Source organism: Kineosporia mesophila, assembly GCF_021129235.1.
GTDB lineage: Bacteria > Actinomycetota > Actinomycetes > Actinomycetales > Kineosporiaceae > Kineosporia > Kineosporia mesophila.
In genome coordinates, this window is the sequence record NZ_JAJOMA010000008.1 from 112,153 (window position 1) to 137,344 (window position 25,192).

At 70.5% G+C, this 25,192-nt stretch carries 23 protein-coding genes; 12 read left to right on the top strand and 11 right to left on the bottom strand.

Annotated features, from left to right (window positions below; translation table 11 throughout):
* Positions 1-40 precede the first annotated feature (40 nt).
* From LR393_RS13345 to LR393_RS13355, 3 genes are all read left to right on the top strand, one after another.
* Positions 41-943: a pectate lyase gene (locus tag LR393_RS13345; RefSeq protein WP_269327160.1), complete on the top strand. Its 903-nt coding sequence runs from the start codon at positions 41-43 to the stop codon at positions 941-943.
* Between the two features lie 183 nt (positions 944-1,126).
* A complete protein-coding gene (locus LR393_RS13350; RefSeq protein ID WP_231484192.1) occupies positions 1,127-1,696 on the top strand; it encodes a DinB family protein in 570 nt (189 codons plus the stop codon).
* A 128-nt stretch (positions 1,697-1,824) separates the two neighbouring features.
* The gene (locus LR393_RS13355) at positions 1,825-3,090 is read left to right on the top strand and encodes a hypothetical protein (protein ID WP_231484193.1); all 1,266 of its coding nucleotides are present in this window, start codon (positions 1,825-1,827) and stop codon (positions 3,088-3,090) included.
* Here LR393_RS13355 and LR393_RS36380 read toward each other — a convergent pair whose 3' ends face one another.
* Positions 3,091-4,974 carry an ABC transporter ATP-binding protein gene (locus LR393_RS36380; RefSeq protein WP_345718555.1) on the bottom strand — a complete coding sequence of 628 codons (1,884 nt, stop codon included), beginning with the start codon at positions 4,972-4,974 and terminating at the stop codon, positions 3,091-3,093.
* 145 nt (positions 4,975-5,119) lie between these two features.
* Between LR393_RS36380 and LR393_RS13365 the strand changes: the two genes are divergently transcribed.
* Positions 5,120-5,392, top strand: coding sequence for a hypothetical protein (locus tag LR393_RS13365; RefSeq protein ID WP_231484195.1), 273 nt, complete (start codon positions 5,120-5,122; stop codon positions 5,390-5,392).
* A gap of 149 nt (positions 5,393-5,541) precedes the next feature.
* Here the strand turns inward: LR393_RS13365 and LR393_RS13370 are convergent, their stop codons facing one another.
* The 5 genes from LR393_RS13370 to LR393_RS13390 are packed head-to-tail and all read right to left on the bottom strand — an operon-like array spanning position 5,542 to position 10,989.
* Positions 5,542-6,219 carry a response regulator gene (locus LR393_RS13370; RefSeq protein ID WP_231484196.1) on the bottom strand — a complete coding sequence of 226 codons (678 nt, stop codon included), beginning with the start codon at positions 6,217-6,219 and terminating at the stop codon, positions 5,542-5,544.
* On the bottom strand, positions 6,216-7,427 hold the full coding sequence (locus LR393_RS13375) for a sensor histidine kinase (protein ID WP_231484197.1): 1,212 nt from the start codon (positions 7,425-7,427) through the stop codon (positions 6,216-6,218). Before LR393_RS13375 ends, LR393_RS13370 begins: the two co-directional genes overlap by 4 nt.
* 3 nt (positions 7,428-7,430) lie before the next feature.
* A complete protein-coding gene (locus tag LR393_RS36385) occupies positions 7,431-9,872 on the bottom strand; it encodes an FtsX-like permease family protein (RefSeq protein WP_231484198.1) in 2,442 nt (813 codons plus the stop codon).
* Positions 9,869-10,537 (bottom strand): ABC transporter ATP-binding protein, encoded by a 669-nt coding sequence (locus LR393_RS13385; protein WP_231484199.1) that lies wholly within the window; start codon positions 10,535-10,537, stop codon positions 9,869-9,871. The genes LR393_RS36385 and LR393_RS13385 overlap by 4 nt, the downstream gene beginning before the upstream one ends.
* Entirely contained in the window at positions 10,534-10,989 is a 456-nt protein-coding gene (locus tag LR393_RS13390) for a hypothetical protein (protein ID WP_231484200.1), read from the bottom strand. Before LR393_RS13390 ends, LR393_RS13385 begins: the two co-directional genes overlap by 4 nt.
* Before the next feature lie 118 nt (positions 10,990-11,107).
* Between LR393_RS13390 and LR393_RS13395 the strand changes: the two genes are divergently transcribed.
* Positions 11,108-12,136 carry a carbohydrate kinase family protein gene (locus tag LR393_RS13395; RefSeq protein WP_231484201.1) on the top strand — a complete coding sequence of 343 codons (1,029 nt, stop codon included), beginning with the start codon at positions 11,108-11,110 and terminating at the stop codon, positions 12,134-12,136.
* 60 nt (positions 12,137-12,196) lie between these two features.
* Here LR393_RS13395 and LR393_RS13400 read toward each other — a convergent pair whose 3' ends face one another.
* Both LR393_RS13400 and LR393_RS13405 read right to left on the bottom strand, forming a co-directional pair.
* Positions 12,197-12,694 (bottom strand): Dps family protein, encoded by a 498-nt coding sequence (locus tag LR393_RS13400; RefSeq protein ID WP_231484202.1) that lies wholly within the window; start codon positions 12,692-12,694, stop codon positions 12,197-12,199.
* Between the two features lie 152 nt (positions 12,695-12,846).
* Positions 12,847-13,182 carry a hypothetical protein gene (locus LR393_RS13405; RefSeq protein ID WP_231484203.1) on the bottom strand — a complete coding sequence of 112 codons (336 nt, stop codon included), beginning with the start codon at positions 13,180-13,182 and terminating at the stop codon, positions 12,847-12,849.
* A gap of 199 nt (positions 13,183-13,381) precedes the next feature.
* Between LR393_RS13405 and glgX the strand changes: the two genes are divergently transcribed.
* The gene (gene glgX / locus LR393_RS13410; protein WP_231484204.1) at positions 13,382-15,517 is read left to right on the top strand and encodes a glycogen debranching protein GlgX; all 2,136 of its coding nucleotides are present in this window, start codon (positions 13,382-13,384) and stop codon (positions 15,515-15,517) included.
* Between the two features lie 51 nt (positions 15,518-15,568).
* Here the strand turns inward: glgX and LR393_RS13415 are convergent, their stop codons facing one another.
* Positions 15,569-16,693: a hypothetical protein gene (locus LR393_RS13415; protein WP_231484205.1), complete on the bottom strand. Its 1,125-nt coding sequence runs from the start codon at positions 16,691-16,693 to the stop codon at positions 15,569-15,571.
* The gene (locus LR393_RS13420) at positions 16,686-17,807 is read right to left on the bottom strand and encodes a sensor histidine kinase (RefSeq protein WP_231484206.1); all 1,122 of its coding nucleotides are present in this window, start codon (positions 17,805-17,807) and stop codon (positions 16,686-16,688) included. The genes LR393_RS13415 and LR393_RS13420 overlap by 8 nt, the downstream gene beginning before the upstream one ends.
* Before the next feature lie 312 nt (positions 17,808-18,119).
* Between LR393_RS13420 and LR393_RS13425 the strand changes: the two genes are divergently transcribed.
* The 5 genes from LR393_RS13425 (at position 18,120) to LR393_RS13445 (ending at position 24,023) form a co-directional block, all read left to right on the top strand.
* Positions 18,120-20,111, top strand: coding sequence for a PhoX family protein (locus LR393_RS13425; RefSeq protein WP_231484207.1), 1,992 nt, complete (start codon positions 18,120-18,122; stop codon positions 20,109-20,111).
* A gap of 165 nt (positions 20,112-20,276) precedes the next feature.
* A complete protein-coding gene (locus LR393_RS13430; RefSeq protein ID WP_231484208.1) occupies positions 20,277-20,795 on the top strand; it encodes a class I SAM-dependent methyltransferase in 519 nt (172 codons plus the stop codon).
* On the top strand, positions 20,792-21,838 hold the full coding sequence (locus tag LR393_RS13435; protein WP_231484209.1) for a glycosyltransferase family protein: 1,047 nt from the start codon (positions 20,792-20,794) through the stop codon (positions 21,836-21,838). The genes LR393_RS13430 and LR393_RS13435 overlap by 4 nt, the downstream gene beginning before the upstream one ends.
* A complete protein-coding gene (locus LR393_RS13440; RefSeq protein ID WP_231484210.1) occupies positions 21,835-22,881 on the top strand; it encodes a glycosyltransferase family protein in 1,047 nt (348 codons plus the stop codon). The genes LR393_RS13435 and LR393_RS13440 overlap by 4 nt, the downstream gene beginning before the upstream one ends.
* On the top strand, positions 22,878-24,023 hold the full coding sequence (locus LR393_RS13445; protein ID WP_231484211.1) for a glycosyltransferase family 2 protein: 1,146 nt from the start codon (positions 22,878-22,880) through the stop codon (positions 24,021-24,023). The genes LR393_RS13440 and LR393_RS13445 overlap by 4 nt, the downstream gene beginning before the upstream one ends.
* A 300-nt stretch (positions 24,024-24,323) precedes the next feature.
* Here LR393_RS13445 and LR393_RS13450 read toward each other — a convergent pair whose 3' ends face one another.
* Positions 24,324-24,902: a hypothetical protein gene (locus tag LR393_RS13450; protein WP_231484212.1), complete on the bottom strand. Its 579-nt coding sequence runs from the start codon at positions 24,900-24,902 to the stop codon at positions 24,324-24,326.
* A 59-nt stretch (positions 24,903-24,961) separates the two neighbouring features.
* On the opposite strand from LR393_RS13450, the gene LR393_RS13455 reads away from it, so the two are divergent.
* On the top strand, positions 24,962-25,159 hold the full coding sequence (locus LR393_RS13455) for a hypothetical protein (RefSeq protein WP_231484213.1): 198 nt from the start codon (positions 24,962-24,964) through the stop codon (positions 25,157-25,159).
* Positions 25,160-25,192: the final 33 nt, after the last annotated feature.

Consider the following 25,192-nt stretch of genomic DNA (forward strand, 5'->3'; position numbering starts at 1 on the left):
TGCCTCGGATGCATCACCCCTCTGCCCAGGAAAGGGAGCTATGCAGTCGCATCGCACGAATCACGGGAAGACCGGTAACGGTCTCACCCGTGGCCGCATGTCGCGCATGTTCAGCGGCAAGCGCCGTCTCTGGACCGGTCTGGTTGCCGGTATCGCCCTGGCCGCGGCCGCGGGCACCGTCGCGTCGGCTGCCAACAGCAGCTCGTCCTCGACGAGTTCCGTTAGCGCCGCTGCGGTTTCGACGCCGACCGGCCCGAGCACGCTGAGCAAGACCTGGCCGACGCCGACGGGTACCACCAACCTCACCGCGACCAAGGCGATCTCCGGCACCTACGACGGTGGCATGAAGCGCTTCCAGGGCTGGGGCGGTACGCAGGACGAGGACCAGGACCCGCTGTTCACGGTGGCCAACGGTGGCACCATCAAGAACGTGATCATCGGCGCGAAGGCGGGCGACGGCATCCACTGCCTGGGCACCTGCACCATCCAGAACGTCTGGTGGGAGGACGTGGGCGAGGACGCCGCCACCCAGAAGGGCAAGATCGCCGGCCAGGTCATGACGATCGACGGTGGTGGCGCGAAGAAGGCCAGTGACAAGGTCTTCCAGCACAACGGCCCGGGCAAGATGATCATCCAGAACTTCGTGGCCCAGGACTTCGGCAAGCTGTACCGCTCGTGCGGTAACTGCTCGACGCAGTACCAGCGCTCGGTGGCGTTCTACAACGTCATGATCGTGGAGCCGGGCAAGTCGCTCGCCGGCATCAACACGAACTACAAGGACACGGCGACCTTCAAGTGGGTGCGTCTGTACGACGCCAACAAGAAGATCTCGATCTGTGACCGCTACACGGGTAACAGCAGTGGCAAGGAGCCGACCAAGACCGGTTCCGGCGCCGACGGCACCTACTGCAAGTACACCTCCTCGGACATCACCTACAAGTAGGCGGTCTTCGCTGCCTGTCGGCAGCTTTCGAGAGAATCCGGTCCGGTCCCGTCGCGGGGGCCGGGCCGGATTTCGTGTGTCGATGGTGGACGCGGGCCCCTCGCCCTTCGGGTTCGCCGACGTCATCCCGCTCTGCGGTGAAAGCGGAAGCAGGGCTTCCGGTATCGGTGCCACGCTGGCCGCATGGACACAGAGAACCCGGACTGGAACCACCTTCTGCGCGAGCAGTGGGAGTTTCACTGGAATCAGCAGCTACGGCCCCGGCTGGAGGGCCTGACCGACGACGAGTACTTCTGGTCGCCGGTGCCGGACGCCTGGAACATTCGGCCCCGCGGCACCTCGCCCGCCCCGATCCAGGGGGGCTCTGGTGACTTCACGATCGATTTCGCTTACCCCGAGCCGGATCCGGCTCCCTTCACCACCATTGCCTGGCGACTGTGTCACGTCATCGTCGGCGTGCTGGCGACCCGTAACGCCGCGCACTTCGGGGCGCCCGCCGCCGACTACTTCACCTGGGACTACGCCGGTGATGCGGTGACCGCCCGGACCCAGCTCCAGGAACAGCTCGACGTCTGGTCGGAAGGCCTGCGAGGACTCGGCACGAAGGGTCTGCTGATGCCGGTGGGGGAGGCCGAGCCGTACCCGGCTGACTCGATGGCCGAGCTGGTGCTGAACATCCAGCGGGAGCTGATCCATCACCTGTCCGAGGTCGCGTTGCTGCGTGACCTGTACCGGTACACCGTCAAGGGCTGAGGCGGGCCGTCCGGACGGGCGCGGAACCGGACCAGGTATGAGGATGGGCGCTGAACGGACGCGCGCCAGCTGTACGCGTCGAGCAGCCCGTGACCCGTCCGGACACCGACCCAGGGAGCCGTGCCGTCGTGACGACCACGTCCGCCGTCGAACTCTCGCCCCGCGACCGCACCCGCGTCCTGATCCGCTCGATCGGCCTGTGCGTGCTGCTGGCCGCCCCGGCCGTGGTGATGCGCCTGTCCGGACTCGAGGCCGAGCCGGTGGTCGCGATGATCGTCTACGGCGGAGCGGTCTTCGCGGCCTCGTTCGTGCTGGCCTGGGCGGCGGAGGCGGCCCAGGTCGACATCTCCGGCGGCCTGGCGATCGCGATCCTGGCGCTGATCGCGGTGCTGCCCGAGTACGCCGTCGACCTGTACTACGCGTACACGGCCGGCAGCGATCCGGGATACGTGCAGTACGCCGCCGCGAACATGACCGGCTCCAACCGGCTGCTGCTCGGCCTGGGCTGGCCGGTGGTGGTGCTGGTCGGGCTCTGGGGGCTCAAGCGCGTGCACCAGCGACGTGGGCACGTGCTGCCGCTGGACGCGGGTAACCGGCTGGAGATCGGATTCCTGCTACTGGCCGGGATCTTCGCCTTCGTCATGCCGATCACCGGGCAGATCCACGTCTGGATGGGCGGCGTGCTGTTCTTCTGGTTCGGCTACTACGCCTACCGGCTCAGCCGCGGCGCCGTCGAGGAACCGAAGCTGCGCGGGGCGTCCGCCGCGATCGGCACGCTGCCGCAGACCGCGCGTCGGCGCACCCTGATCGGGCTCTTCGTGTTCGCTGCCGCCGTGGTGCTGATCGCCGCCGAGCCGTTCGCCCACAGCCTGGTCGAGGGCGGGAAAGACCTCGGGGTGGACGAGTTTCTGCTGGTGCAGTGGGTGGCCCCGCTCGCCTCGGAGGCCCCCGAGTTCATCATCGCCATCATGTTCGCGGCCCGTGGCAACGCCACCGCCGCGATCGGCACCCTGATCTCGGCGAAGGTCAATCAGTGGACGCTGCTGGTGGGCTCGCTGCCGATGGCCTACTGGGCGGGCGGCGGCTCCCCGGCGCTGCCGCTGGACGGCCGGCAGGTGGAAGAGGTGCTGCTGACCGCCACGCAGACCATGCTCGGCATCGCGCTGATTCTCGGACTGCACTTCCACCGATGGTCGGCCTGGATCCTGCTCGGGCTCTTCCTGGTGCAGTTCCCGGTGACCGGTACCCACGGGCGGATCGTGCTCAGCATCGTCTACGCGGTGGTCGCGCTCGCGGCCCTGGCGTGGAACTACCGGCACCTGGTGCCCACCCTGCGCGCACCCTTTGCCCGGGAGCTGATCCCCGAGTCGGAGTACGCCGGGCACCAGCCCTGATCATTTCCCGTAACCGGCGGCCTGGAGCCGGAACAGCTCCGCGTAGCGCCCGCCGAGCTCGATCAGCTGGGTGTGCGTGCCGGTCTCGGTCACCACGCCCTCGTGCATCACGTAGATCACGTCCGCGTGCATCACGTTGGCCAGGCGATGGGTGATGAGGATCGTCGTGCGCACCCCCTGCCGCGCGCGCAGGTCCTGGAACAGCGCGTCTTCCGCCCGCGGGTCGAGCGCGGACGACGGCTCGTCCATGATCAGCAGGTCCGCGTCGCGGTAGAAGCCCCGGGCGGCCGTGATGCGCTGCCACTGCCCGCCCGAAAGGTCCTGCCCCTCCTTGAAGGTACGGTCGAGCAGGGTGCGGTAGCCGTGCGGCAGGTCGAGGATCATCTCGTGGGCCAGCGCGCGCCCGGCCGCCAGCTCGATCCGTGCCTGGTCGGTGTCGGCGGAGAGGTTGCCCATCGCGATGTTGGCCGCGGCGGAGTACGGCCACTTGTGATGATCCTGCAGCACCACGCCGACCCGCCCGCGTAGCGAGGCCGGATCCCAGGCGTCGTAAGGTTTTCCGTTCCAGAGGAAGGTGCCCGAGGTGGGGCGGCGCAACCCCGCGACCATGGCCGCCAGGGTGGACTTGCCCGAGCCGTTCTCGCCGACCAGGGCGATCGTCTGCCCGGCCGTGATGGTGAAGGAGACATTGTCCACGGCCGGGGCGGGGCGCTCGGGGTACTGGAGGTGCACGGCCCGGATCTCCAGGTGCTGCAACGGGCCGGCCGGCGGACGCTCGGGCCCGGTCTGCTCCGGCAGGTAGGCGTCGGCGCGTTCCAGGAAGGTGAGGTACTCCTGCACGTACTGCCCGCTGGTGTAGACGTAGTCCAGCTGAAAAGTGAGGTGGGCCAGGCCGAGCTGGGCCGCCTGCACGGCCAGCACACAGGTCACGGCGGCCGACAGCGGAATCCGGTCGGTGGCCAGCAGCCAGCCGAGCAGCACCCAGACCAGGGCCAGACCGACGCCCCCGACGACGGCCCCGACCGCGCTGGTGACGGCGATGCGGCGGGCCAGCCCCAGCTCCACCGCGGACTGGGCCCGCATCACCATGTCGTACTGGTGCAGCAGGAAGCCGCGCAGGTCATAGGTGCGCAGTTCGGGGGCGGACTCCCGGTCGGCCATCTGCCGCTCCAGCACGTACATCCGGCGGCGCCGCACGGAACTGGCCACGTAGGTGGCGTACCGCAGGTGCCCCGCCCGCATGGCGGCGTAGGTCTTGGGGGCCGAGGCCACCAGCAGGGCCACGAGCAGCAGCGGGTTGATGAAGAGCAGGGCCACCGCGACGGCGATCACGTTGACCAGGCTGGCCAGCCCGTCGGCCGTGCCCTCGACCAGCTCGGACATGGACTCACCGGCCTGTTTGGCGCGCTCCATGTCGTCGGCGAAGGTGTCGGCGTCGAAGGCCTCCAGCCGCACCCCGGTGGTCGCCTCGAAGAAGCGGCGCTCCGAGGCCTGTTTCACCAGGGGCTCCAGACCGGTCATCGCATAGCCGACCGTGATGGCCAGGGTGCCCCGGACCACCGCGATACCGCCGAGCACGATCAGGGCGGGCACCGCGGCGCGCACCCGGTCGGGGGTCGGCCCGGCGCCGAACAGCTCCACCAGCACGCGCTGGGTGGAGAGCAGCCCGAACGTCGACATCGTGCCGGCCCCGAGCGTGGCCAGGGCGACCAGCAGGGTGCGGACGCGGTCGGCACGCCAGGCCACCACCACGGCGTGCGCGGCGAGACGGGGCAGCTCGGCGAAGATGCCGGAGACCGCCACCTCGGCCCGGCGCCGGGTACCGGTCTCCCACCAGGCTTCCCGAAGCTCGGGAAGCACTGAGAGATCGGTATTTTCATACATTGCTGGGTCTGCCGGCGTTGCCGTGGTCGTGTCCACCGATCCACTCTCCTGGGGTACCCGGAGGTAGTCGATGGAGGATGCAGCGAGAGGTCCCCGAACCCGGTGTCGGGGTGCGGGAGTCCCCGGCCGGTGTCAGGGTCGGACCATGACCGACCCAGTGAACCAGGCCGCCGGAACTCCCTCGAACCTCGTCGAGGGGCAGGGCGTGAACGCGGGCGAGCAGGACCAGACCGCGTCGGCCCACGGCGACGTCCGGCGCGGCGGCGACCCGCAGAACGCCCCGGACCCGCGTGAGGGTTTCGCCGGATACCCGTCGCAGAAGTCCGACGAGCAACTGACGGGCGGCTCGATCTCGAACGACCCGGAGGCGGAGCGGAAAGACGGAAACTCCGGCCAGGATGAGGGCCTGATGAACTGACAACCCCTCCGTGATCAGGCAGAACCTCCCCGGCTGTCCAGAGCTCTCAATACACAGTTCTAGAACTCCGGGGAGGTTTTGCATGATCACGAACGGTTGGGCGGGGCCAGGCACGGGCCAGGGCGGGGGCCAGGGCAGGGCTGCGGGGCTCAGGGGGTTCGCTCGCCGGGTTTGACCAGGCCGATCTCGTAGGTCAGTACCACCGCGTGCACCCGGTCGCGCAGTTCAAGCTTCATCAGGATGCGGCCGAAGTGGGTCTTCACCGTCGCCTCGGCCACGTGGAGTTCCCGGGCGATCTCGGTGTTCGACAGGCCCAGCCCGACCAGGCGCAGCACCTCGCGCTCGCGGTCGGTGAGCACGTCGAGGCGGCCCTGGGGGTCCACGGCGTCGTGGGTGGGGTCGAGGCGGCCGGCGAAGCGGTCGAGCAGCACCCGGGTCACCCGCGGGGCCACCACCGACTCACCCGCCGAGACCACCCGGATGGCGCTGAGGAGCTCTTCCGGGGGAACGGTTTTGATCAGGAATCCGCTGGCCCCGGCCTGGAGGGCGGCGAACGCGTCCTCATCGGTGTCGAAGGTGGTCAGCACCAGGACCTTCGGCCCGTCGGGGTCGGCGCAGAGCGCGTGGGTGGCCTCGACGCCGTCCATCACGGGCATCCGGATGTCCATGACCACCACGTCGGCCCGCACGCTCTTCAGCAGGCGCAGCGCGGCCGCGCCGTCGGACGCCTCACCGACCACCTCGAGATCGGGCTGCGCCTCCAGCAGCATCACGAAACCCGCGCGGATCAGCGGCTGGTCGTCCACCACCGCCACCCTGATCGTCATGGTCGCGCACCCTTCAACGGAATCCGGGCCTTCACCCTCCAGCCCACCCCGAGATGGGGCCCGGCCTCGAAACTACCGCCGTGCGAGGTGACCCGCTCGCGCATGCCCGCCAGCCCCGCCCCCACCCGGTCCGTACCCACCCGGGGTGCGGGAGTGCGTCCCCCGTTGTCGATCATCTCGACCACCGCGCCGTCGTCGCCGAAGGTCACCGACACCCGCACCCGCGTCCCCGGCCCGGCGTGCCGCAGCACGTTGGTGAGTCCCTCCTGCACGATCCGCACGATCGTGAGCTGCTCGGCGCCGGTCAGTTCGGTCAGGGGGGACGTGGTGGTCAGGTCGACCTCCAGGCCCGCCTGACGGGCCTGGTCGGCGAGCGGTTCGAGCCGTTCCAGGCTCACCCGCCGTCGGTCCTCGGCGTCCTGCTCCGTCCCGGTACCCCGCAGCACGTCGACGATGCGGTGCATGTCCTCGAGCGCCTCCCGGCCGACGGCGGCGATGGTGCGCAGCGAGGCCTGGGCCTTGTCCGGGCTCTTGTGCACCGCGTACCCGGCCCCGTCGGCCTGCACGATCATCACGGCCAGGCTGTGCGCCACCACGTCGTGCAGTTCCCGGGCGATGGCGGCCCGCTCGTCGGCCAGGGCGAGCTGGTTCAGGTGCTCGCTCTCGCGCTCGGCGGTCAGGGCCCGCTCGCGCAGCGACTCCAGCAGCAGGCGGCGGGTACGCAGGACGTAGGCGGTCAGCCAGAGCGCCGCGAACAGGCCGAACACCGCACAGCCGGCCACGAGCGAGGCCGCGTCGGGCCAGGTGGGCGCCCCGGGTCCGGCCGACTTCACCGCCAGGGCCGCCAGACCCAGGAGCCCGACGAGCCCGGCGGCGTAGGCGTGCCACAGACGGGGCGCGTGATAGACCACAGCCACCATGGCCACGGGCACCGCCACGTCGTGGGTCCGCGGCATCTCGGGGGCGAACAGCAGCTCGACGGCCCCGAGCCCGCTGACCACCGCGAACACCTCGACCGGCCGGTACCGTCGCCCGGTCAGGGCCACGGCCAGAGCCAGCCCGATCGGCACGTCGAGCGGCCAGTCGTTGCGATCGTTGACCGCCACCGTCACCACGACCATCGCGATGATCAGGTCGGCCACCGTGCCGGGCCAGTGCCCGAGCTCGGTCCGGTGGCGCCGGATGTTCTCCCTCACGGTGCCGGGCACGCCTCAGCCTCCCGTGCCCAGGGCGGCGACGGGGCTCACCCGGGCCGCCCGGCGCGTCGGCAGCAGACCGGCCAGCGGCGTCACCAGAGCCAGGAGCAGGGCCACGGCGAGCAGCTGCGCCACCGGCAGTTCCAGAGGGGCGTTCAGGTTGAGGGCCAGCACCGACAGCCACGCGTAGGGGATGCCGAGCGCCAGCCCCAGCACGGTGCCGAGTACGCCGTACAGGCACGACTCGGTGCCGATCAGGGCGCGCAGTCCGGGCCGGGTCAGGCCCAGCGCCCGCAGCATCCCGAACTCGCGGGTGCGTTCCATGACGGTCAGCGACATCGTGGTGCCGACCCCGACCAGCGCGATCAGCACGGTCAGCCCGACCAGCCCCAGCGCCGCCGCGAACAGCTTGGCCATCGCCGAGCGGATCGGGTCGCCGACGGTGCCCAGCGACGACAGGCCGGTACTCAGGCCGGGGCCGAGCACGGCCCGGATCCGGGGCTCGGCCGTGTCCGGGGCGTCCAGCAGCACACCGCTCGGCGCGTCCGGGGCTCCCAGGGCCGTCAGCTCCGACGCGGACACCACCAGGTCCGCCTCCAGGGGGCCGTTCCCGCTCAGCACGGCCTGGACGATGAGGGAAGTGCCCTTCCCGAGCCGGATCCGGTCGCCGACCGAGACGCCGAGCTCGTAGGAGACCCGGTCGGAGATCACGGCCCGGCCCCCGAGATCACGCTCGAGGGTGCCGTGCGCGGGGGTCACGGCCCTCATCGACGGGAGGGTGGCCAGGTCGAGATCGGTGGCGGTGTAGTCGTCGACGGGGAACATGCGGTAACGGCTGACCAGGCTCACGGCGGGTTCGGCCGCCAGCTGCCGCAACGTCGCGGCGGGGACCCGGCCGTCGACCACGAAGTCCGCCGGGGAACCCATCGCCAGGCCACTGTTCACCACGGCCCGGGCCGAGGCCGCGGCCACCACCGTGCCGGTGACCAGCGTGACGCCCAGCGCCACCACCATCGTCACCACCGCCGCGCGCCGCGAGGCACTGCGCAGACCCTCGATCGCGAGTTCCCCGGTGGTTCCCAGCAGCCTCAGCGCGGGGGCGAGAGCTCCCAGCAGGGCGCGCACCAGCAGGGGGCCGAGCGCGATCATGGCGAGGAACGCCAGGGTGCCCGAGGCCACGATCTGCAGCAGATTGTCGTCCAGCGCGGTGTACTCCTGCCCGGCCACGGGCAGGGCCGAGACGACCAGACAGATCAGGCCGGCCGCGCCGGCCGCGAACACCAGGCCCAGCACCAGCCGCACGGTCCCGATCCCGGGCCGGGCGGGGGTGGTGTCGGCGCTGCGCAGCGCCTGCAGGGGAGAGACGTCCGAGGCCGAGAGGGCGGGGGCGACCACGGCCGCCACGGTGAGCAGGCCCGCGCCCACCACGGTGACGACAGCGGCCGTCAGCGGGAACCCCGAAGGAGCCAGTGCTCGTCCCGAAGCACCCGCCACCGCCACCGCGATCCGGACCCCGCCGACAGCGGCCGCCACCCCGAGAACCCCGGCCACCAGGCCGGTCAGCGCACCCTCCACGGTCAGCGCCAGGCCGATCTGGCCCTGCTGCCCGCCGATCGTGCGCAGCAGGGCGAGCTGCTTCAGGCGCTGCGCGAACACGATCCGGAACGTCGAGGTGGCCACGAGCATCGCCGCGATCACGGCGATCAGCACGAACGCCGAGATCACCGCGAACACCACGTCGAACTGGCGCACCGCGTCCTGGGCCTCGGCCTTGCGCACCTCGTCACCGGTGCGGATCCGGGCCGGCCCCAGCACGGCCGAGAGGCTGGGCGGGCTGCCCGCGGCCGCTGCTATGTCGATCCGGGTGAACGCCTGCCCGCTGAGCTCCGCCACCACCAGATCCGGCGCGTAGGCCAGACCGGTGACAGCCGAATCGACCAGACCCGTCACCGTGACCCGCACGACCGACTTCTCCGTACCCGTCTCACCACCGAGACGGATCAGTCGCAGGTGCGCGCCCGGCGCGATCGACCAGGCCCGCGCCGTGGCCTCGCTCAGCGCGATCTGCCGCGGTCCCTGCGGATACGCACCCTGCGTGAGCCGGTAGAGGGCCAGCGGGCCGGACCCGGGATCGGCGTCCACCTCCAGGCTTCGCCCGGCCGCCCCGGCCACGTCGAACGAGGCCGACAGCTGGGCGCTCGCGGCGACCACGTCGTCCGTGGCCCGCACCTTCCGCAGGTCCCGGACACTGAAGCCGGTTTCGTTCTCGGCGACCAGGGAGGTGCCGGACGAGGTGGGGCTGAACGAGTCGAGGAAGGTCTGCGTGGTCACCCGGTAGGCCAGCACGGTCGAGAACACGACGAAAGTGGCCAGCAGCACGGACAGTCCGGTCATCAGGCCGCGACCGGGACGGCGTCGCACACCCTCCAGCTGGGTGCCCAGCACGGTGAGGTTCACGCTGCCACCTGCCCGTCGCGCAGTTCCACCACGCGGTCGGCGTGTTCGGCGGCCCGGGGGTCGTGCGTCACCATCACCACGGTCAGCCCCAGATCGGCGGTGATGCCGCGCAGCAGGGTGAGAACCTCGGCACTGGAACGGGAATCCAGGTTCCCGGTCGGCTCGTCGGCGAAAACCACCTGGGGCTGCGAGATCAGGGCCCGGGCGATGGCCACCCGCTGCTGCTGGCCGCCGGACAGTTCGGACGGCAGATGCTGCAGCCTCCCGGAGAGGCCCAGGGTCCCGATCAGGTGATCGAGCAACTGGGGATCGGGTCTGCGGCCGGCCAGCCGCAGCGGCAGCGTGATGTTCTTCGTCGCTGTCAGCTGGGGCAGCAGGTTGAACGACTGGAACACGAAGCCGATGCGGTCACGGCGCAGGCGGGTCAGGGCGCGGTCGGACAACCGGGTGATGTCGGTGTCACCGACCAGCACCCGCCCGTCCGAGACCGAGTCGAGCCCGGCCAGGCAGTGCATCAGCGTTGACTTGCCCGAGCCGGAAGGCCCCATGATCGCGGTGAACTCGCCGGCCCCGAACATCACCGACACCCCGTTCAGCGCCCGCACCGCGGTCTCGCCGTGGCCGTAGGACTTCACCAGGTCCAGGCCCTGCAGGATGGCCCTCACGACGCGGCCGAGAAGTCGATCTGCGGGATGGTCAGTTCACGGTCGTGGCAGTGCGAATTGGCGGTATCGATGAGATCGTCCCAGTCGTCCTGGCCCCACGGGTCGGCCGGATCGTTGTAGATCGCGAGCTGTTCGGTGTCGTTCCCGGCCACCGCGTAGGCGGCGCTCATGTAGCCGGAGATCGGGGCCTGGAGATAGCCGTCGCTGATGGTGTTCCAGGTCTTGCGTTCCTGGGTGTAGCTGGCCTTCAGTGCGGCCTTGCCCTTCGGCAGGTGCTGCATGGTGTCGACCAGTTGCTGCGCGGTGCGGCAGTCGGCCGCGGTGGCCTGGCTCGGCCCGCGGTACTTCTGCCAGACCGCGGTGCCACCGAAGTAGATGCCGGCCAGCAGGGCGAGGGTCAGGACCCCCAGGACGATGTCACGGGGGCGGATGCCGCGGGTCTCGGTGTTCATGGGATCCATCGTGCTGAAGGGGCCGGGGCCGGGGCGTCGGACCTGGATCTGAATCGGGGAGGACGCGTGTACGACCCCAGTCGTACACGGTGCGGCCGGGCTCCTGCATGATCGCGGCATGGAGATGTTCGATGTGGTGGCCGTCGGGGCACTGAACCTGGACTACATCGCGCCGGCGCCGCCGCTGTCCGGCGTGGCCTGGGGCGCCGAGACGGCGGTGGACGCCCGTACCGTCCGCGACGTGCTCGACCTGCTCGATCCCACGACCGTCACCGTCTCCGCGGGTGGGTCGTCGTTCAACGTGGCGTACACCCTGGCCCATCTTCGCGCGGGCCTGTCGATCGGATACCTGGGCGTGGCGGGAACTCCGGTGGGACAAGCGGTTTCCGGTCTCGAGGAGCTGCGGGCCGTGGGGGTGGACGTGAGCGCGGTCGGTCGGTCGTCCCGTTTGCCGGGTGTGTGCCTGGCCCTCACCCACGAAGGTGACCGCACGCTGCTGACGCACATCGGCGCGAATGTCGAGACCGCCGCGTACCTCGACGAGCGGTTCGACGAGCTGGTGGCCTACCTGGCCCGGGCCCGGGTGGTGCACGTGACGTCGTTCCTCGACCGGGTGACGCCCGGGGTGCTGCTGCGTCTGCTGGCGGCCCTGAGGCGGATGCGGCCGGAGGTGGTGATAGCCCTCGATCCGGGCCACGTGTGGTGTGCCGAACCCACGCCCGACATTCTGGGCATCATCGGGCTGACCGATCTACTGTTCGTGAACGAGGCTGAGTTGTGCCTGCTGGCGGGGCATCTCGGAATTGAGGACGAGCCGCTCGCGGCGGGCGTGCGGGGTCACCTTCGCGCGGGGCGGGCGGTCGTGGTGGTGAAGTCGCCGGCCGGGATCGCCCTGCACGGGGCCGACGGCGAGCGGAGGGTGCCGCAAAAGACCTTGGCACCGGGCGAAATCGTCGATTCGACCGGTGCCGGCGATGTCCTCGCGGCGGGACTGCTGGCCATGCTGGTAGCCGGCAGTCCCGCCGCGCGAGACCTGGAATCCGGTGCCGCTCTCGGCCTGATGCTGGTCAGGCACAAGCTGCGGCACCTCGGTGCTGCGGGTCACGGGGAGTTCGCCGCGCTGGCGCGGCCCTTCGTGACCCGGTGAGAACCCCAGGGGAGCCGGCCGCCGGAAGGCGGGGAGACGTCCACCAGGGGGCTTGTGAGATCAGCCCTTACGCGGCGCGCGGTTCTCCGAGGAGATCATCCAGGCCTGCTTCTCCAGGTCGTGGATGATGCTGTGCAGCAGGTCGGCGGTGGTCGGGTCCTCGCGGTCGACGTCGTCGTGCACGGCGCGCACGGTGGCGGCGGCCTCGCGCAGCATCACGGTGATCTTGTCGACGGCCTCGGCGGTGTCGACCTCGTCGGAGCCGAAGTCGGTGAGGCTGGTCTGGGTGCCGACGGCCCTGGGACCGGCGTCCGGGATCACGTCGAGGGCGCGCATGCGCTCGGCGATCGTGTCGCTGTGCTCACGGCCCAGGTCGACGATCTCGTCGAGCTGCAGGTGCAGGTCGCGGAAGTTCTTGCCCACGATGTTCCAGTGGGCCTGCTTGCCGTAGAGGTGCAGGGCCACCAGGTCGACCAGGACTCGCTGCAGGTTCGCGCCGAGGATCGCGGAGGCGTGGAAGCCGTTCGTGCCGGTGTTCTGCGACGTGATGGTCGTCATGGTGGGGCTCCTTCTCTCGGGGTGCGAGTACCACCCTGAACCCTTCTTTTGATTCTGTCAAAAGAAGTAGGTGAGCCTAACCTATGTTCATCGCTGCAGGTCAGAGGCGTTTTTCTGGAATCTTCGGCTTAGGTACTACTAACAGTGCCAGGTCAGGACGGGTCTTCCTCCTCTGGTGCGAGGTGCTCGATCGAGGGCGGCTCCTCCATCTGCGGATCCCACCCGGACAGGCCGTGGCGCCGCGCCGCGCGGTAGACGTCGGGCAGCACCTCATCCATCCAGCCGAACGGGAGGGTCAGGGCGAGGTACTTCGAAGTGTCGGGGGAGCCCTCTTCCGGTTCGCTGACGTCGGCCAGGTCCGGGTGCAGCCCGATGATCTCCTGGCGGAAGGCCGGCACGGCCGGGTGCGGGGCGATGATCCCCGGGTCGTCGGCCACCTCTTCGGGGTCGCCCGGTGCGGTGTGCCAGAAGTAGAGGTCGTAGCTCATGGCAGCAGGTTCCCCGCCGGGGGCGAGTGGTGTCCAGGAGGCCTCTGATCAGGCCTGATGCCACTGCGCCGTCCGGGTGGCGAGCGGGTGTCACGTGCACTGGCGGAACGGGATTTTCCATGGTCGAGTTCTGTTCCGGTGCAATGCCGCGCCTGCGTCGTGATCCGGCCTTGTGAAAGCCGCAGAAAAGAGACTTCCGTTGCCTGAAGCCACACCCGCCTCCCTTCAGATCTGGCCGGGTAAGCCTTACCCGCTGGGCGCGTCGTACGACGGGTACGGCACGAACTTCGCCCTCTTCAGCGAGGTCGCGGAGCGGGTCGAGCTGTGCCTGTTCACCGAGGACGGCACCGAGACCCGTATCGACCTGCCGGAGATCGACGCCTTCGTCTGGCACGCCTTCATCCCGGGGATCGAGCCGGGGCAGCGGTACGGCTACCGCGTGCACGGTCCGTACGACCCGGCGGCCGGGCACCGCTGCAACCCGAACAAGCTGCTGCTCGACCCCTACTCGAAGGCCATCGACGGCCAGTTCGAATGGGGTCAGAGCCTTTTCAGCTACAACTTCGGCGACCCGGACAGCTTCAACGACGAGGACTCGGCCGCGGCCATGCCGCGCTCGGTGGTCATCAACCCGTTCTTCGACTGGGGCACCGACCGGCCGCCGCAGCACGAGTACGCCGACTCCGTCATCTACGAGACACACGTCAAGGGCCTGACCCAGACCCACCCGGACATCCCGGAGCAGATGCGCGGCACCTACTCGGCCATGGCGCACCCGGCGATCATCAACCACCTCAAGGGTCTGGGCATCACCGCCGTCGAGCTGATGCCGGTGCACCACTTCGCGAACGACTCCACCCTGATGGACAAGGGCCTGTCGAACTACTGGGGTTACAACACCATCGGGTTCCTGGCGCCCGACCCGAAGTACAGCTCGCTGCCGTCCGCAGGCAGCCAGGTGCAGGAGTTCAAGGCGATGGTGCGGGCGCTGCACGAGGCGAACATCGAGGTGATCCTCGACGTGGTCTACAACCACACCGCCGAGGGCAACCACATGGGCCCGACCCTCTCGATGCGCGGCATCGACAACGCCGCCTACTACCGCACGGTGGACGACGACCACCGCTACTACATGGACTACACGGGCACCGGGAACTCGCTGAACGTGCGGCACCCCCACGCCCTGCAGCTACTGATGGACTCGCTGCGCTACTGGGTCACCGAGATGCACGTCGACGGTTTCCGTTTCGACCTGGCCTCGACCCTGGCCCGGGAGTTCTACGACGTCGACCGGCTGTCGAGCTTCTTCGAACTCGTGCAGCAGGACCCCACGGTCAATCAGGTGAAATTGATTGCGGAGCCCTGGGACGTCGGTCCCGGCGGATATCAGGTCGGCAACTTCCCGCCTCAGTGGACCGAGTGGAACGGCAAGTACCGGGACACCGTCCGGGACTTCTGGCGTGGGGAGCCGGCCACTCTGGGCGAGTTCGCCGCCCGGATCACCGGTTCCGCCGACCTGTACGAGCACTCGGCTCGCCGCCCGGTGGCGTCCATCAACTTCGTCACCGCGCACGACGGTTTCACGTTGCGGGACCTGGTGTCGTACAACGAGAAGCACAACGAGGCGAACGGTGAGGACAACAACGACGGGGAGAGCCACAACCGGTCGTGGAACTGCGGCGTGGAGGGCCCGACCGACGACGCCACGGTCAATGCCCTGCGCTCACGTCAGCAGCGCAACTTCATCGCCACGCTGATCCTGTCGCAGGGCGTGCCGATGCTCTGCCACGGTGACGAGCTGGGTCGCACGCAGAACGGCAACAACAACGGTTTCTGCCAGGACAGCGAACTGACCTGGGTGGACTGGGAGTACGCCGACGAGGAACTGCAGGAGTTCACCCGCGCGGCCTCGGCCCTGCGGGCGCAGCACCCGATCTTCCGCCGCCGGCGCTTCTTCGACGGCCTGCCCGTGCGCCGCCGCGGCGCCGAGGGCGTGCCGGACATCAGCTGGTTCCGTCCCGACGGCTCCGAGATGACCGACGAAGACTGGGGTTCCGGCTTCGGTAAGTCCGTGGCCATGTTCCTCAACGGCCGTGGCATCACCGGCACCGACGCCCGGGGGCAGCGCATCACCGACGACTCGTTCGTGCTGATCTTCAACGCCCACCACGAAGACCTGCAGTTCACCCTGCCGCCGGTGGAGTACGGCGAGTCGTGGCGGGTCGTGCTCGACAGCCAGCTCGCCGCCACCCCGGAGGAGCAGGTGAACGAGGCCAAGGCCGGTGGTTCGCTGCTGGTGGAGGCCAGGTCGCTGGTCGTGCTGGCCTGCGAGTAGAAAAGCGTTGTTCGTGATCAGGCGAACGTTCCCCGGGGAACGTTCGCCTGATCAGGAAAAGTTTGCGGGGGGCTTCCAGGTGACGTCGAGCCACAGCTGATCGCCACTGATGAGGCGGCTGATCTGAACCGGGCCGTCGGTGCCGGTCGGCTCCGGGGGCGCGTCGAGGGCGCCGTCCACCACCACGCTCAGCGTGACCTGGTTGTCCCGGGCGACCACGGTCAGCCGGGCCCGCGACCGGGCCCCGGCCAGCACCGGGATCACCGGTTCGGTCAGGGCGCGGCGGGCCGGCAGCGGGAGCACCGGCACGGTGCCGCGCACCGAGGCCTGTACCGAGGTGCCCTGCCGCTCGGCCACGTCGATGCAGGCCGAGATCTCGTGGCTGAGCGGGTCGGCGACCTCGTCGCTCTCGGCGAACAGCCGGCGCATGCGGGCGGCCTCGACCGAGCAGTTGCGCCGCACCTGGGGGTCGGCCGGATCCAGCAGGCCGTCGGCGATGCCCTCGAGCAGGGGCGTGGTGGTGGTGGAGAGGTCGATGTACCGGTTCTGCCGGTCGCCGTGCACCTGTTCGGCCACCCGCTCGGACAGCCGGATGCGTTCCTCCTGGGCCGCGGTCTCCCGGGCCACGGCGGCGGACTGCCCCAGCGACACCGCGGCCACCGCCACAGCGCCCTGCCAGCTGGCCACGAGCAGACTGGTGACGCCCAGCTCGACCAGCGTCGACTTGTCGCCCTGACCGGCGGCCAGCACCTGAACCAGGGAGATCGCCTGTTGCAGGGCCAGAACGCCGAAGAACCAGCCGAGGGGCAGGTCCATCAGCAGCAGCACGGCGAACCAGCCGAACACCTTCCACGACCAGTGCGGCGGCAGGATCAGCTGCTCGGGCCGCACCGCCGCCGTGGCCAGGACCGTCGCGACCAGGGCGACAGCCACCATCGGCCAGCGCAGCCGGCCCCACGGCCGCTCGCGCCAGACCATCCCGGCCGCCAGGGCCAGCAGGGCGACGAGCACGGTGAGGCACCCGTACTCCAGCAGCGGTGAGGTGTAGGCGCCGGGCGTGGTCACGGCGATCGGCAGGAACCAGACGCAGAGCACGGCCGTGGTCACACCCAGCGTGGCGATGTGCAGCCCGCGGATGAACTCGTCCGCGATGACCGTACGGGCGGAATCAGACACCGGCCCACTCCAGACGGACGACGGTGCCCGACCCCGGCACCGAGCTGACCGTGCCGACGCCGCCGGCCCGGGTCATCCGGGCGGTGATCGACTCGGAGATGCCGCGGCGCGTGAGCGGGATCCGGTCCGGTGCGAAACCGACGCCCTGGTCGCGAATCTCGACCACCAGACCGGAAGCTTCACGGCTGATCGAGAGCGTGGCCTCGGGCACCCCGGCGTGCCGGGCCACGTTGGTCAGAGCCTCGCGCACGCTGTCGCGGATGGCCAGGGCGGGCAGCGACGGCACCATCAGCTCGCCCAGCGGCGGGTGGTGCACGGTCACCTGCCCGGCGGCCGTGGTCTCGGCGAGCATCGTGGCCAGGTCGAGCACGGGCTCCGGTCTCACCGCCCGCACCTCCGGGTCGAGCAGGGCCAGGTCGCGGCGGGCCTGCTGCTGCAGCCAGTCGCTGCGGCCGGGCACCGTGCCGAGCCCGACCATCAGCAGCGTCGCGGCCGCGGTGTCGTGCAGGGTGGCCAGGTGCTCGCGCTCGTCGGCGCGCCGGGCCCGGCTGAACTCGGCGGCGGCCCGCTTCCGGTCACCGGCGGCCAGGTACTCGTCGGCCCGCCGCCCACCCCGGCGCACCATGACGAACAGGCCGCGCGAGAGCAGGGCGTCGGCGAGCAGCCAGATCGCCGGCGCGGGCCAGGAGCCGCCGTTGTCGCCGATCGCGGTCTGGATGCCCACCCAGTAGGCCGCGACCAGCAGCACCGCCGCCAGCGCCCCGACCCGTGGCGAGGTGTGCCACTGGTAGGTGACGATGGTCATCGCGACCAGGGCGTTCATCCAGCCGGTGCCGTCGGGCACGCTGTCGGGCGGGATCAGCCAGTACTGCCCGGCCAGTACGCCGCAGGTGATGGCCAGGTCAGCGGTCAGCCAGCGGGCGCCGACCCGGTCACCGCCCTGCATCCGCAGCATCCGGATGCAGAAGACCAGGGTCCAGGCGATCAGCCCGGCGGTGACGACCGAGGCGACGGCCAGGCGGCTGCCCGAGAGCAGGAACAGGCCGAAACATCCGCATCCGACGGCCACCACCATGCGGCTGGCGGCGGCCCACCTGAGGCTCGTTCGCAACATGGATCGTTCAACGGGGTGCGGCACGCGGAAAAGTATTACAGAACGGTCACCCGGGGTCACTGGCGCCGACGGCGACACCGGGGCTGGGGGGGAGTGCGAACGGTTCCGGCGGGAGGTACGCGACCGCTGCGTGCGGGCGTCCACCATTTTGCCGGTGCCGACAGATCGTCAATAGGTGAGTGAACGCTGACGAAATTGTCCGTTCATCGACTGTACGCATCGAACCGGCTGTTCGGCGCGGGCGGTCCCCGTAGTTTCCGAAGAACCCACGGCTGACCAGCACCCGTGGGAATTCATGTACGGGAGACCCTGATGAGAAACCTGCCCATGCTCGGGCTGACGCACGGGAATCGCAGCGCGGTCACCTGCCACCTCAAGTGTGACAACGCCTGCTCGCGTCCGGCCCCGAACAGCAGTTGCGAGCCGACGTTCCAGCGGGTCGCGTCCTCGGCGCTGAGCCGCCGCGCCCTGCTGGCCGGGGGCGGTGCGCTGGCCGCGGCCGTGGCGATGCCGGTCGTGCACGCACAGGAGGCCGAGGCGACCACCCGGGGTTCTCTCGGCTTCACGCCGATCACGTCGGTCGAATCGACGAAGGATGCCTTCACGGTGCCGAAGGGGTTCCGCTGGGACCTGATCATCCGGTGGGGCGACCCGCTGTTCGAGAACTCCCCGGCGTTCGACCCGACCAAACCCGATGCCCAGGCGCAGGCGCTGCAGTTCGGTTACAACAACGACTACCTCGACATCATCGAGACGAACAGCCGCGGTACGCGGGCTCTTCTGGTCTGCAACCACGAATACACCAACCGCGCCATCATGTTCCCGCCGACCACGACGGAGACCGAAGAGGCCGAGGTGCTGCGCACGCTGAAGGCCGCCCACGGTTTCGCCGTGGTCGAGCTGGAGCGTGCCCGCCGCGGGGCCCGCTGGTCGTACGTGCGCGGTGGCCACCACAACCGCCGCATCACCGCCGACACCCCGTTCCGGTTCGACGGCCCGGCGGCCGGTTCGGACCTGCTGAAGACCAAGGCCGACCCGCACGGGGTCAGGGCGCTGGGTACCTTCGGCAACTGCTCCGGCGGTACAACCCCCTGGGGCACCGTGCTTTCCGGTGAGGAGAACTTCAACGGCTACTTCGTGGCCGACCCGGCCGCCCGGGGCGGCAAGCGTTACGGCCTGACCAGCGCGGCCAGCACCTACGGCTGGGAGAAGATCGACCCGCGTTTCGACGCGACGAAGGCCGACTACGCGAACGAGCCGCACCGTTTTGGCTACGTCGTCGAGATCGACCCGACCGACCCGACGTCCACCCCGGTCAAACACACCGCGATGGGCCGGATGAAGCACGAGGGCGCGAACATCCGGGTGGACGACGACGGCACCGTCGTCGCGTACATGGGTGACGACGAGAAGTTCGACTACCTCTACAAGTTCGTCGCGAAGAACAAGTTCCGCAAGGGCTCCTCGAGGGCGGCCCGCAAGCACAACCTGCAGCTGCTCAGCGAGGGCGACCTCTACGTGGCCAAGTTCTCCGGCACGCAGGAGGCGGACAACGCGAATCTGGGCTCGGGCGAATGGATCCCGCTGACGAAGAACGGTAGGTCGGCCGTCACCGGCTTCACCCTCGAGGAGGTGCTGGTCTTCACCCGGGAGGCCGCCGACGCGGTCAAGGCCACGCCGATGGACCGCTGCGAGGACGTTCAGCCCGACCTGAAGACCGGCAAGCTCTACGTGGTCTGCACGAACAACGACGCCCGCGGCACCACCGGCAAGCCGGCCACCGACGCCGCCAACCCGCGCCCGGTGAACAAGAACGGCCACATCATCGAGATCACCGAGCGCCGCAACCAGGCCGACGCCACCCGGTTCACCTGGGACCTGTTCCTGGTCTGCGGTGACACCGACCAGGCCGGAACCTATTTCGGTGGCTGGGAGGGCCCGGTGGCGCCGATCTCCTGCCCCGACAACATCGCCTTCGACTCGGTCGGCAACCTCTGGATCGCCACCGACGGCCAGCCCAGCTCGATCAAGAAGAACGACGGGCTGTTCAAGGTGCCGCTGCACGGCAAGGAGCGCGGCCACCTGGTGCAGTTCCTCGCGGTGCCGGTGCAGGCCGAGACCTGCGGCCCGGTCATCCACGACCGGGACGGCTCGGTCTTCGTCGCCGTGCAGCACCCGGGCGAGGAGGGCACCTGGGCGGCGCAGAACTCGTACTTCCCCGACTACGTCGCGGCCGGGGCCACGCCGGCCCGGGGCGCCTGGCGGGGGCCGCGTCCGGCGGTCGTGCAGGTGACCCGGGCCTGAGGCGGTTCCCCGGCTCCCGTCCCGGATCCGGGACGGGAGCCGGGTGCTTCTGGCGGACGCGAACCCGGTACGGCACGGTTCGTGCTGAGATTTTTGGTGTTCCAGGGATTTCACCGGGGTCTTTTCGGGATGTGCGGTCCCGGGGCCGGTGCGAAGCTGCCGGTCATGCCGATGAGTTCGAGCGAGGGCAAGGACTGGATCCGCGAGCGTATTGCCGTGCTCGCCGCCGAGAGACCCGTCACCGTGCTCGACATCGGTCCGGGGGTGGGCACCTACGCCAAGTTGCTGGCCGGGTTGCCGGTGGGGCGGGTCATCGGTATCGAGATCTACGAGCCGTACGTGCACACGTACCGGCTGCGGGAGTACTACGACGAGATCATTCTGGGGGACGCGCGCACGCTCGCCTTCCCGGAGGCCGACGTGGTGATCCTGGGTGACGTGGCCGAGCACATGACCGAGGACGAGGCGCTGGGCCTGTGGGCGAAGTCCCGGGCCGCCGCCGCGCGGGCCGTCTACCTCTCGATCCCGGTCGTGCACTATCCGCAGGACGAGATCGAGGGCAATCCGCACGAGGTGCACGTGGTGGACGACTGGAACCACGAGCGGGTGCTGAAGACCTTCGAAGGGATCGGCGAGTTCTGGACCGGCACCGAGGTCGGCGTGTACGAATGCCGGACTGCATGAGCCGGGTCCTGCAGATCCCGGGCGATCATCCGTACGTGCGCAGTGCCTGCCCGCCCGCCTACCGGGCCGCGGTCTCGCCGTCGGTGGTGCCGAACCCGGCGTTGTCGGCCGCCTGGCTGCGCGAGCACCGGTCCGAGTTCGACATCGTCCACCTGCACTTCGGTTTCGAGCATCTGGACGCCGACGGACTGCGCCGCTGGGTGGGTGAACTGCGGGCGTTGCGGCTGCCTCTCGTCTATACCGTGCACGACCTGCGGAACCCGCACCAGGACGGGCCGGGGCCGCACGACGCGAATCTCGACGTCCTGATCCCCGCGGCCGGTGTGGTACTGACCCTCACGAAGGGCGCGGCCCGGGAGATCCGGCGCCGCTGGGGGCGCCGCGCCGATGTGGTGCCGCACCCGGCCGTCTTCGACCCGGCGCTGCTGACGTCCGGACCCGCCGGCCGGTCCGGTCCGCCGACCGTCGGTATTCACCTGAAAGACCTGCGGCGCAACGTGGTCGAGCCGGACCGGGTGGTCCGGGCCGCACTGGCCGGGGCCCGCGAGGTCGGTGGCCGCCTGCGGATCGACCTGCACCCCGGGGCCCTGCGCCGTCCGGAGCTGCGCCGGACGTGCGAACTGGGCCGCCGGGGCGAGATCGATCTGCGGGTGCACGGCCGCTTCGACGACGCCGAGCTCGCCTCCTACCTATCGCAGCTGGACGCCTACGTCCTGCCGAACCGCTTCGGTACGCACTCCGGGTGGCTGGAGGCGTGCCGGGACGTCGGCACCCGGGTGGTCGCGCCCTCGTGCGGGTACTACACCGAGCAATGGGACGACGTGGTCGGCTATTTCAACGACGAACGGGACGGGTTCGACGAGGAGTCGCTGAGCGACGCCGTGCGGCAGGCCCTGACCCGGGCCCCGGTGGGCCCGGTCGACGCCGGCTTCCGCCGGCGGCAGCTCGCTCTCGTGCGGTCGGTGCACACCGATGCCTACACCCGCGTCCGCCCGGTGGCCCTGCGGGAACGCACCTGGGGAACGGGCCGGGTGGCGGTGTGAGGGAGTCGTGGACGGGCCGGTCCGTCACGCATCTGGTGGTCGGGCCGCCCGATCACGGGGTGACGATCTTCGCGCGATGGCTGGCCCGTCACACGGACGGACGCCTGGTGGAGGTCCCGGATCCGGGTGCCGCCGGCGCAGCGGCGGGCGGAAGCGGGGATGCGGGGGTTCACCTGCACTACACCGAGGCACTCTTCGGCCCGACCACGGGAGAAGCGGCCGAGGCCTTCGTGCGCCTGCGCAGCGGGCTCGGTGAGCGGGTCACGGTCACCCTGCACGATCTGCCGGACCCGGCCGACGAACCGGGCCGCTACCGTCGCCGCGCCCTCGGGTACGGCCGGGTCGCGCTGGCGGCCGACGCGGTCTGCGTCAGTAGCGAACACGAACGGGCTCGGCTGGAGACGCTGCTCGACCGGTTCGCGGACGCCGCGCGCCCGGCCGGGCTGCGGGTGATTCCGCTGCCGGTCCGCGCTCCCGTCCGTCCGGACCGGTGGCCGCCGGTGGTCCCGGAGGTGGGGGTCTTCGGCTTCGTCTACCCCGGCAAGGGACACGACGACGTGCTGGAGGCCATGGCCGGCCTGCCGGAGGCCGTGGGACTGACCGCGATCGGGCGGGTCGCGGACGGGCACGGGGAACTGGCCGGGCGCCTCACCACCCGGGCGGCCGCCCTCGGGCGCCGGCTGGAGATCACTGGTTTCCTGCCGGACGACCAGGTGGACGAGCGTCTCGCCCGGGTCGCCGTGCCGATCGTCCCGGCCCGGACCATCTCCGCCTCGGGATCACTCAACACCTGGCTCTCGGCCGGGAGACGTCCCCTGGTGGCCGACGGGCCCTACACCCGCGAGCTCGACCGGGCCTGCCCCGGGGCCGTGACGCTCTACCGGCCGGGCCGTCTCGCCGGGATGATCCGGGCCGTGCTGGCCGAACCCCGGCTCGGCCGGCTGCTGCGGCCGGTGCCCGGGGAACGTCTCGAGAGCGGTGTCGCGGCGGCCTACGGTGTCTTCTTCCGGGAGGCGGCCGGACCGTCGGCGGCCGTGGCGTGATCGACGAACCCCTGCCCCTGCCGCACGGCGGGTTCGTGGTGCCGGGCAACCGCTGGGACCTGGTGCGCGACCGGAGCGCCCCGATGCCCGACATCACCGTGGTCGTGCCCTGGTACCGCAACCGGGAACAACTCGACCTGGTACTGGAAGGCCTGGCGCAGCAGGATTATCCGCGCACCCGCTTCGAGGTCGTGATCGCCGACGACGGCTCGCCGCAACCCCTGACGGGTGACCTCCGGCCGGAGGCCGACCTGCGGATCAGGGTGGTGCGGCAGGACGACCGGGGGTTTCGGGCGGCCGCCGCCCGCAACCTGGCGGTGCGTCACAGCGAGGGCAGCGTGCTGGTCTTCCTCGACCAGGACACCGTTCCTTCGCCGGGGTACCTGCGGGCCCTCGGCCGGTGGCCTGCGCTCCTGCCCGACGCGCTCGCGGTGGGCCGCCGTGAGCACGTGGACCTGGAGGGCTGGACCCCGCAGCGGCTCCGCGACGGGTGGGACCCACCGGCCCGGTTCCCCTCCCCGGCCTGGCTGACTGACGCGTACCGGGGTTCCGGGAACTTGCTGCGGGCCGACCGGTTGTCCTACCGGTACGTCATCAGTGCTGTGATGTGCTGCGGGCGGGATCTTTTCCGGGAGACCGGCGGCTTCGACGAGTCGTTCACCGAGTACGGCGGCGAGGACTGGGAGTTCGCCCACCGGGCCTGGAACGCCGGGGCCGTGCTGGTGCACGAGCCGGAGGCCGTGGCCTGGCACGACGGGCCGGACTGGGCCGGGCGGGAGAGCGAGGCCGGCCGCCGGGCCGCCAAGTCCGCCGAGAACGAGGCGCTGGCCCGGCGGATCCCGGCACCGGGTCGTCCTGCGCAGGACGCCACGGAGGGTGGCCCGGCGGATGTCGTGGTGCTCGGGCCCGGGGCGTCGCCGGACCTGGTGGCCGGTTGTCATGTCCTCCTCGACGGCCCCTGGCCGGAACCGCTCGACCCGATCGTGGCCCGTCTGCGGCAGCAGGGGGTGGGAGAGATCGCCGGGCCCGGCCTGCGGGTCGTCTCCACCCGGGCGCTGACCCGGACCCGGCGCTGGGAGAAGTACTTCCCCGGGCGTGACCTGATGGCCGACCTGTTCGGGAGTCTTCCGCCGGGCTCGTGACGGTCCCGGCACCCAGACATTCCTGGTACCGCCTGGTTCTATGGGTCGCCTGGAACCAGGTGGTACCCAGCCGCCGCTGGGCCAGTCGCGCCGGGGAGTCCTGGAGTAATGCGTGGCCGCTGTAGAGCGTCGACGTGGTGCGCAGGCCGGCCGGGGGTACGGCATGAAGGTCAGCGAGGGCACGCTCCATCCTGCTGACGCACATGCTGCGGCCGGACGGGCCGGTCGGCGGTCTGGGTGGCCGGCAGGATCAGGGGCTCACCTGGACGGGGGTGGCGACCGGTTTCCGGTCGGGGGACTTCATGCGAATCCGGGTGCGCCGGGCGGGGGAACGCTCGCCCCGGTCTTGACGGCGGTGGTCAGGAGCGGACCGGCCAGGAGGTCGTGGGTCACCTCGCCCCGCACGTGCTCCTCGATCACCGCCAGCGCGGCCTTGGCCCCGGAGAGGCCGGCGGCGTGCCGGGCCGAGATCCGGTCCCAGAACGGGTGGGGCTCGGACCGGGGCCGGGAGTAGGAGAAGCCGGGCCGGAAGAGCTCGTACCGCAGGCCGTCGCGCCAGTGCTGGAAGGTGGTCTCCCCACCGCCGAGGTCGAGCAGGCTCAGGCTGTCGGTGCCCTCGGACAGGACGTCGAGCGACGGCTTCTCCAGGGCCCGGTCCTGATGGCAGAAGGCCCACTGCCCGAGCATTCCCACCCTCAGCACGGTGGTCCCGGGCCCGAACATCTGCTCGTCGACGGCCTGTTGCCAGGTGACCGGGCGGGCCGGGCCGGGATCCACGCCGTACCGGGTGAGGATGTCGGTGGGGGCGAGGCCGCGGGTGAGGGTGATGACGAAGCCGAACTCGCTGAGGCTCCAGGGGGCACGGCGGGCGGCGGCCATGTTCGCAGTGTAATCGCGGGTGGACTGGCGGTGCCGGGCAAGTGCGGGATCCTTGCCGGATGTCTCAGCCCGATCCGGAACCCCAGCCCGATCCGGAGCTCGATCCGGCGGTGTACCCGCCGATCGACCCCCGTGAGCCTGTCCCCGACGACCCGGGCGAGCTCCTGCCCGACACCCCGGAAACCCTGCCCCCGGCCCCGGCGGAACCCGGTCCCGGTGACCCGGGCGACCCCGACCCGGTCCCCGAGCCCACGTAAAGCGACGTAGGGCGATGCGGAGCGGGCTGGCCG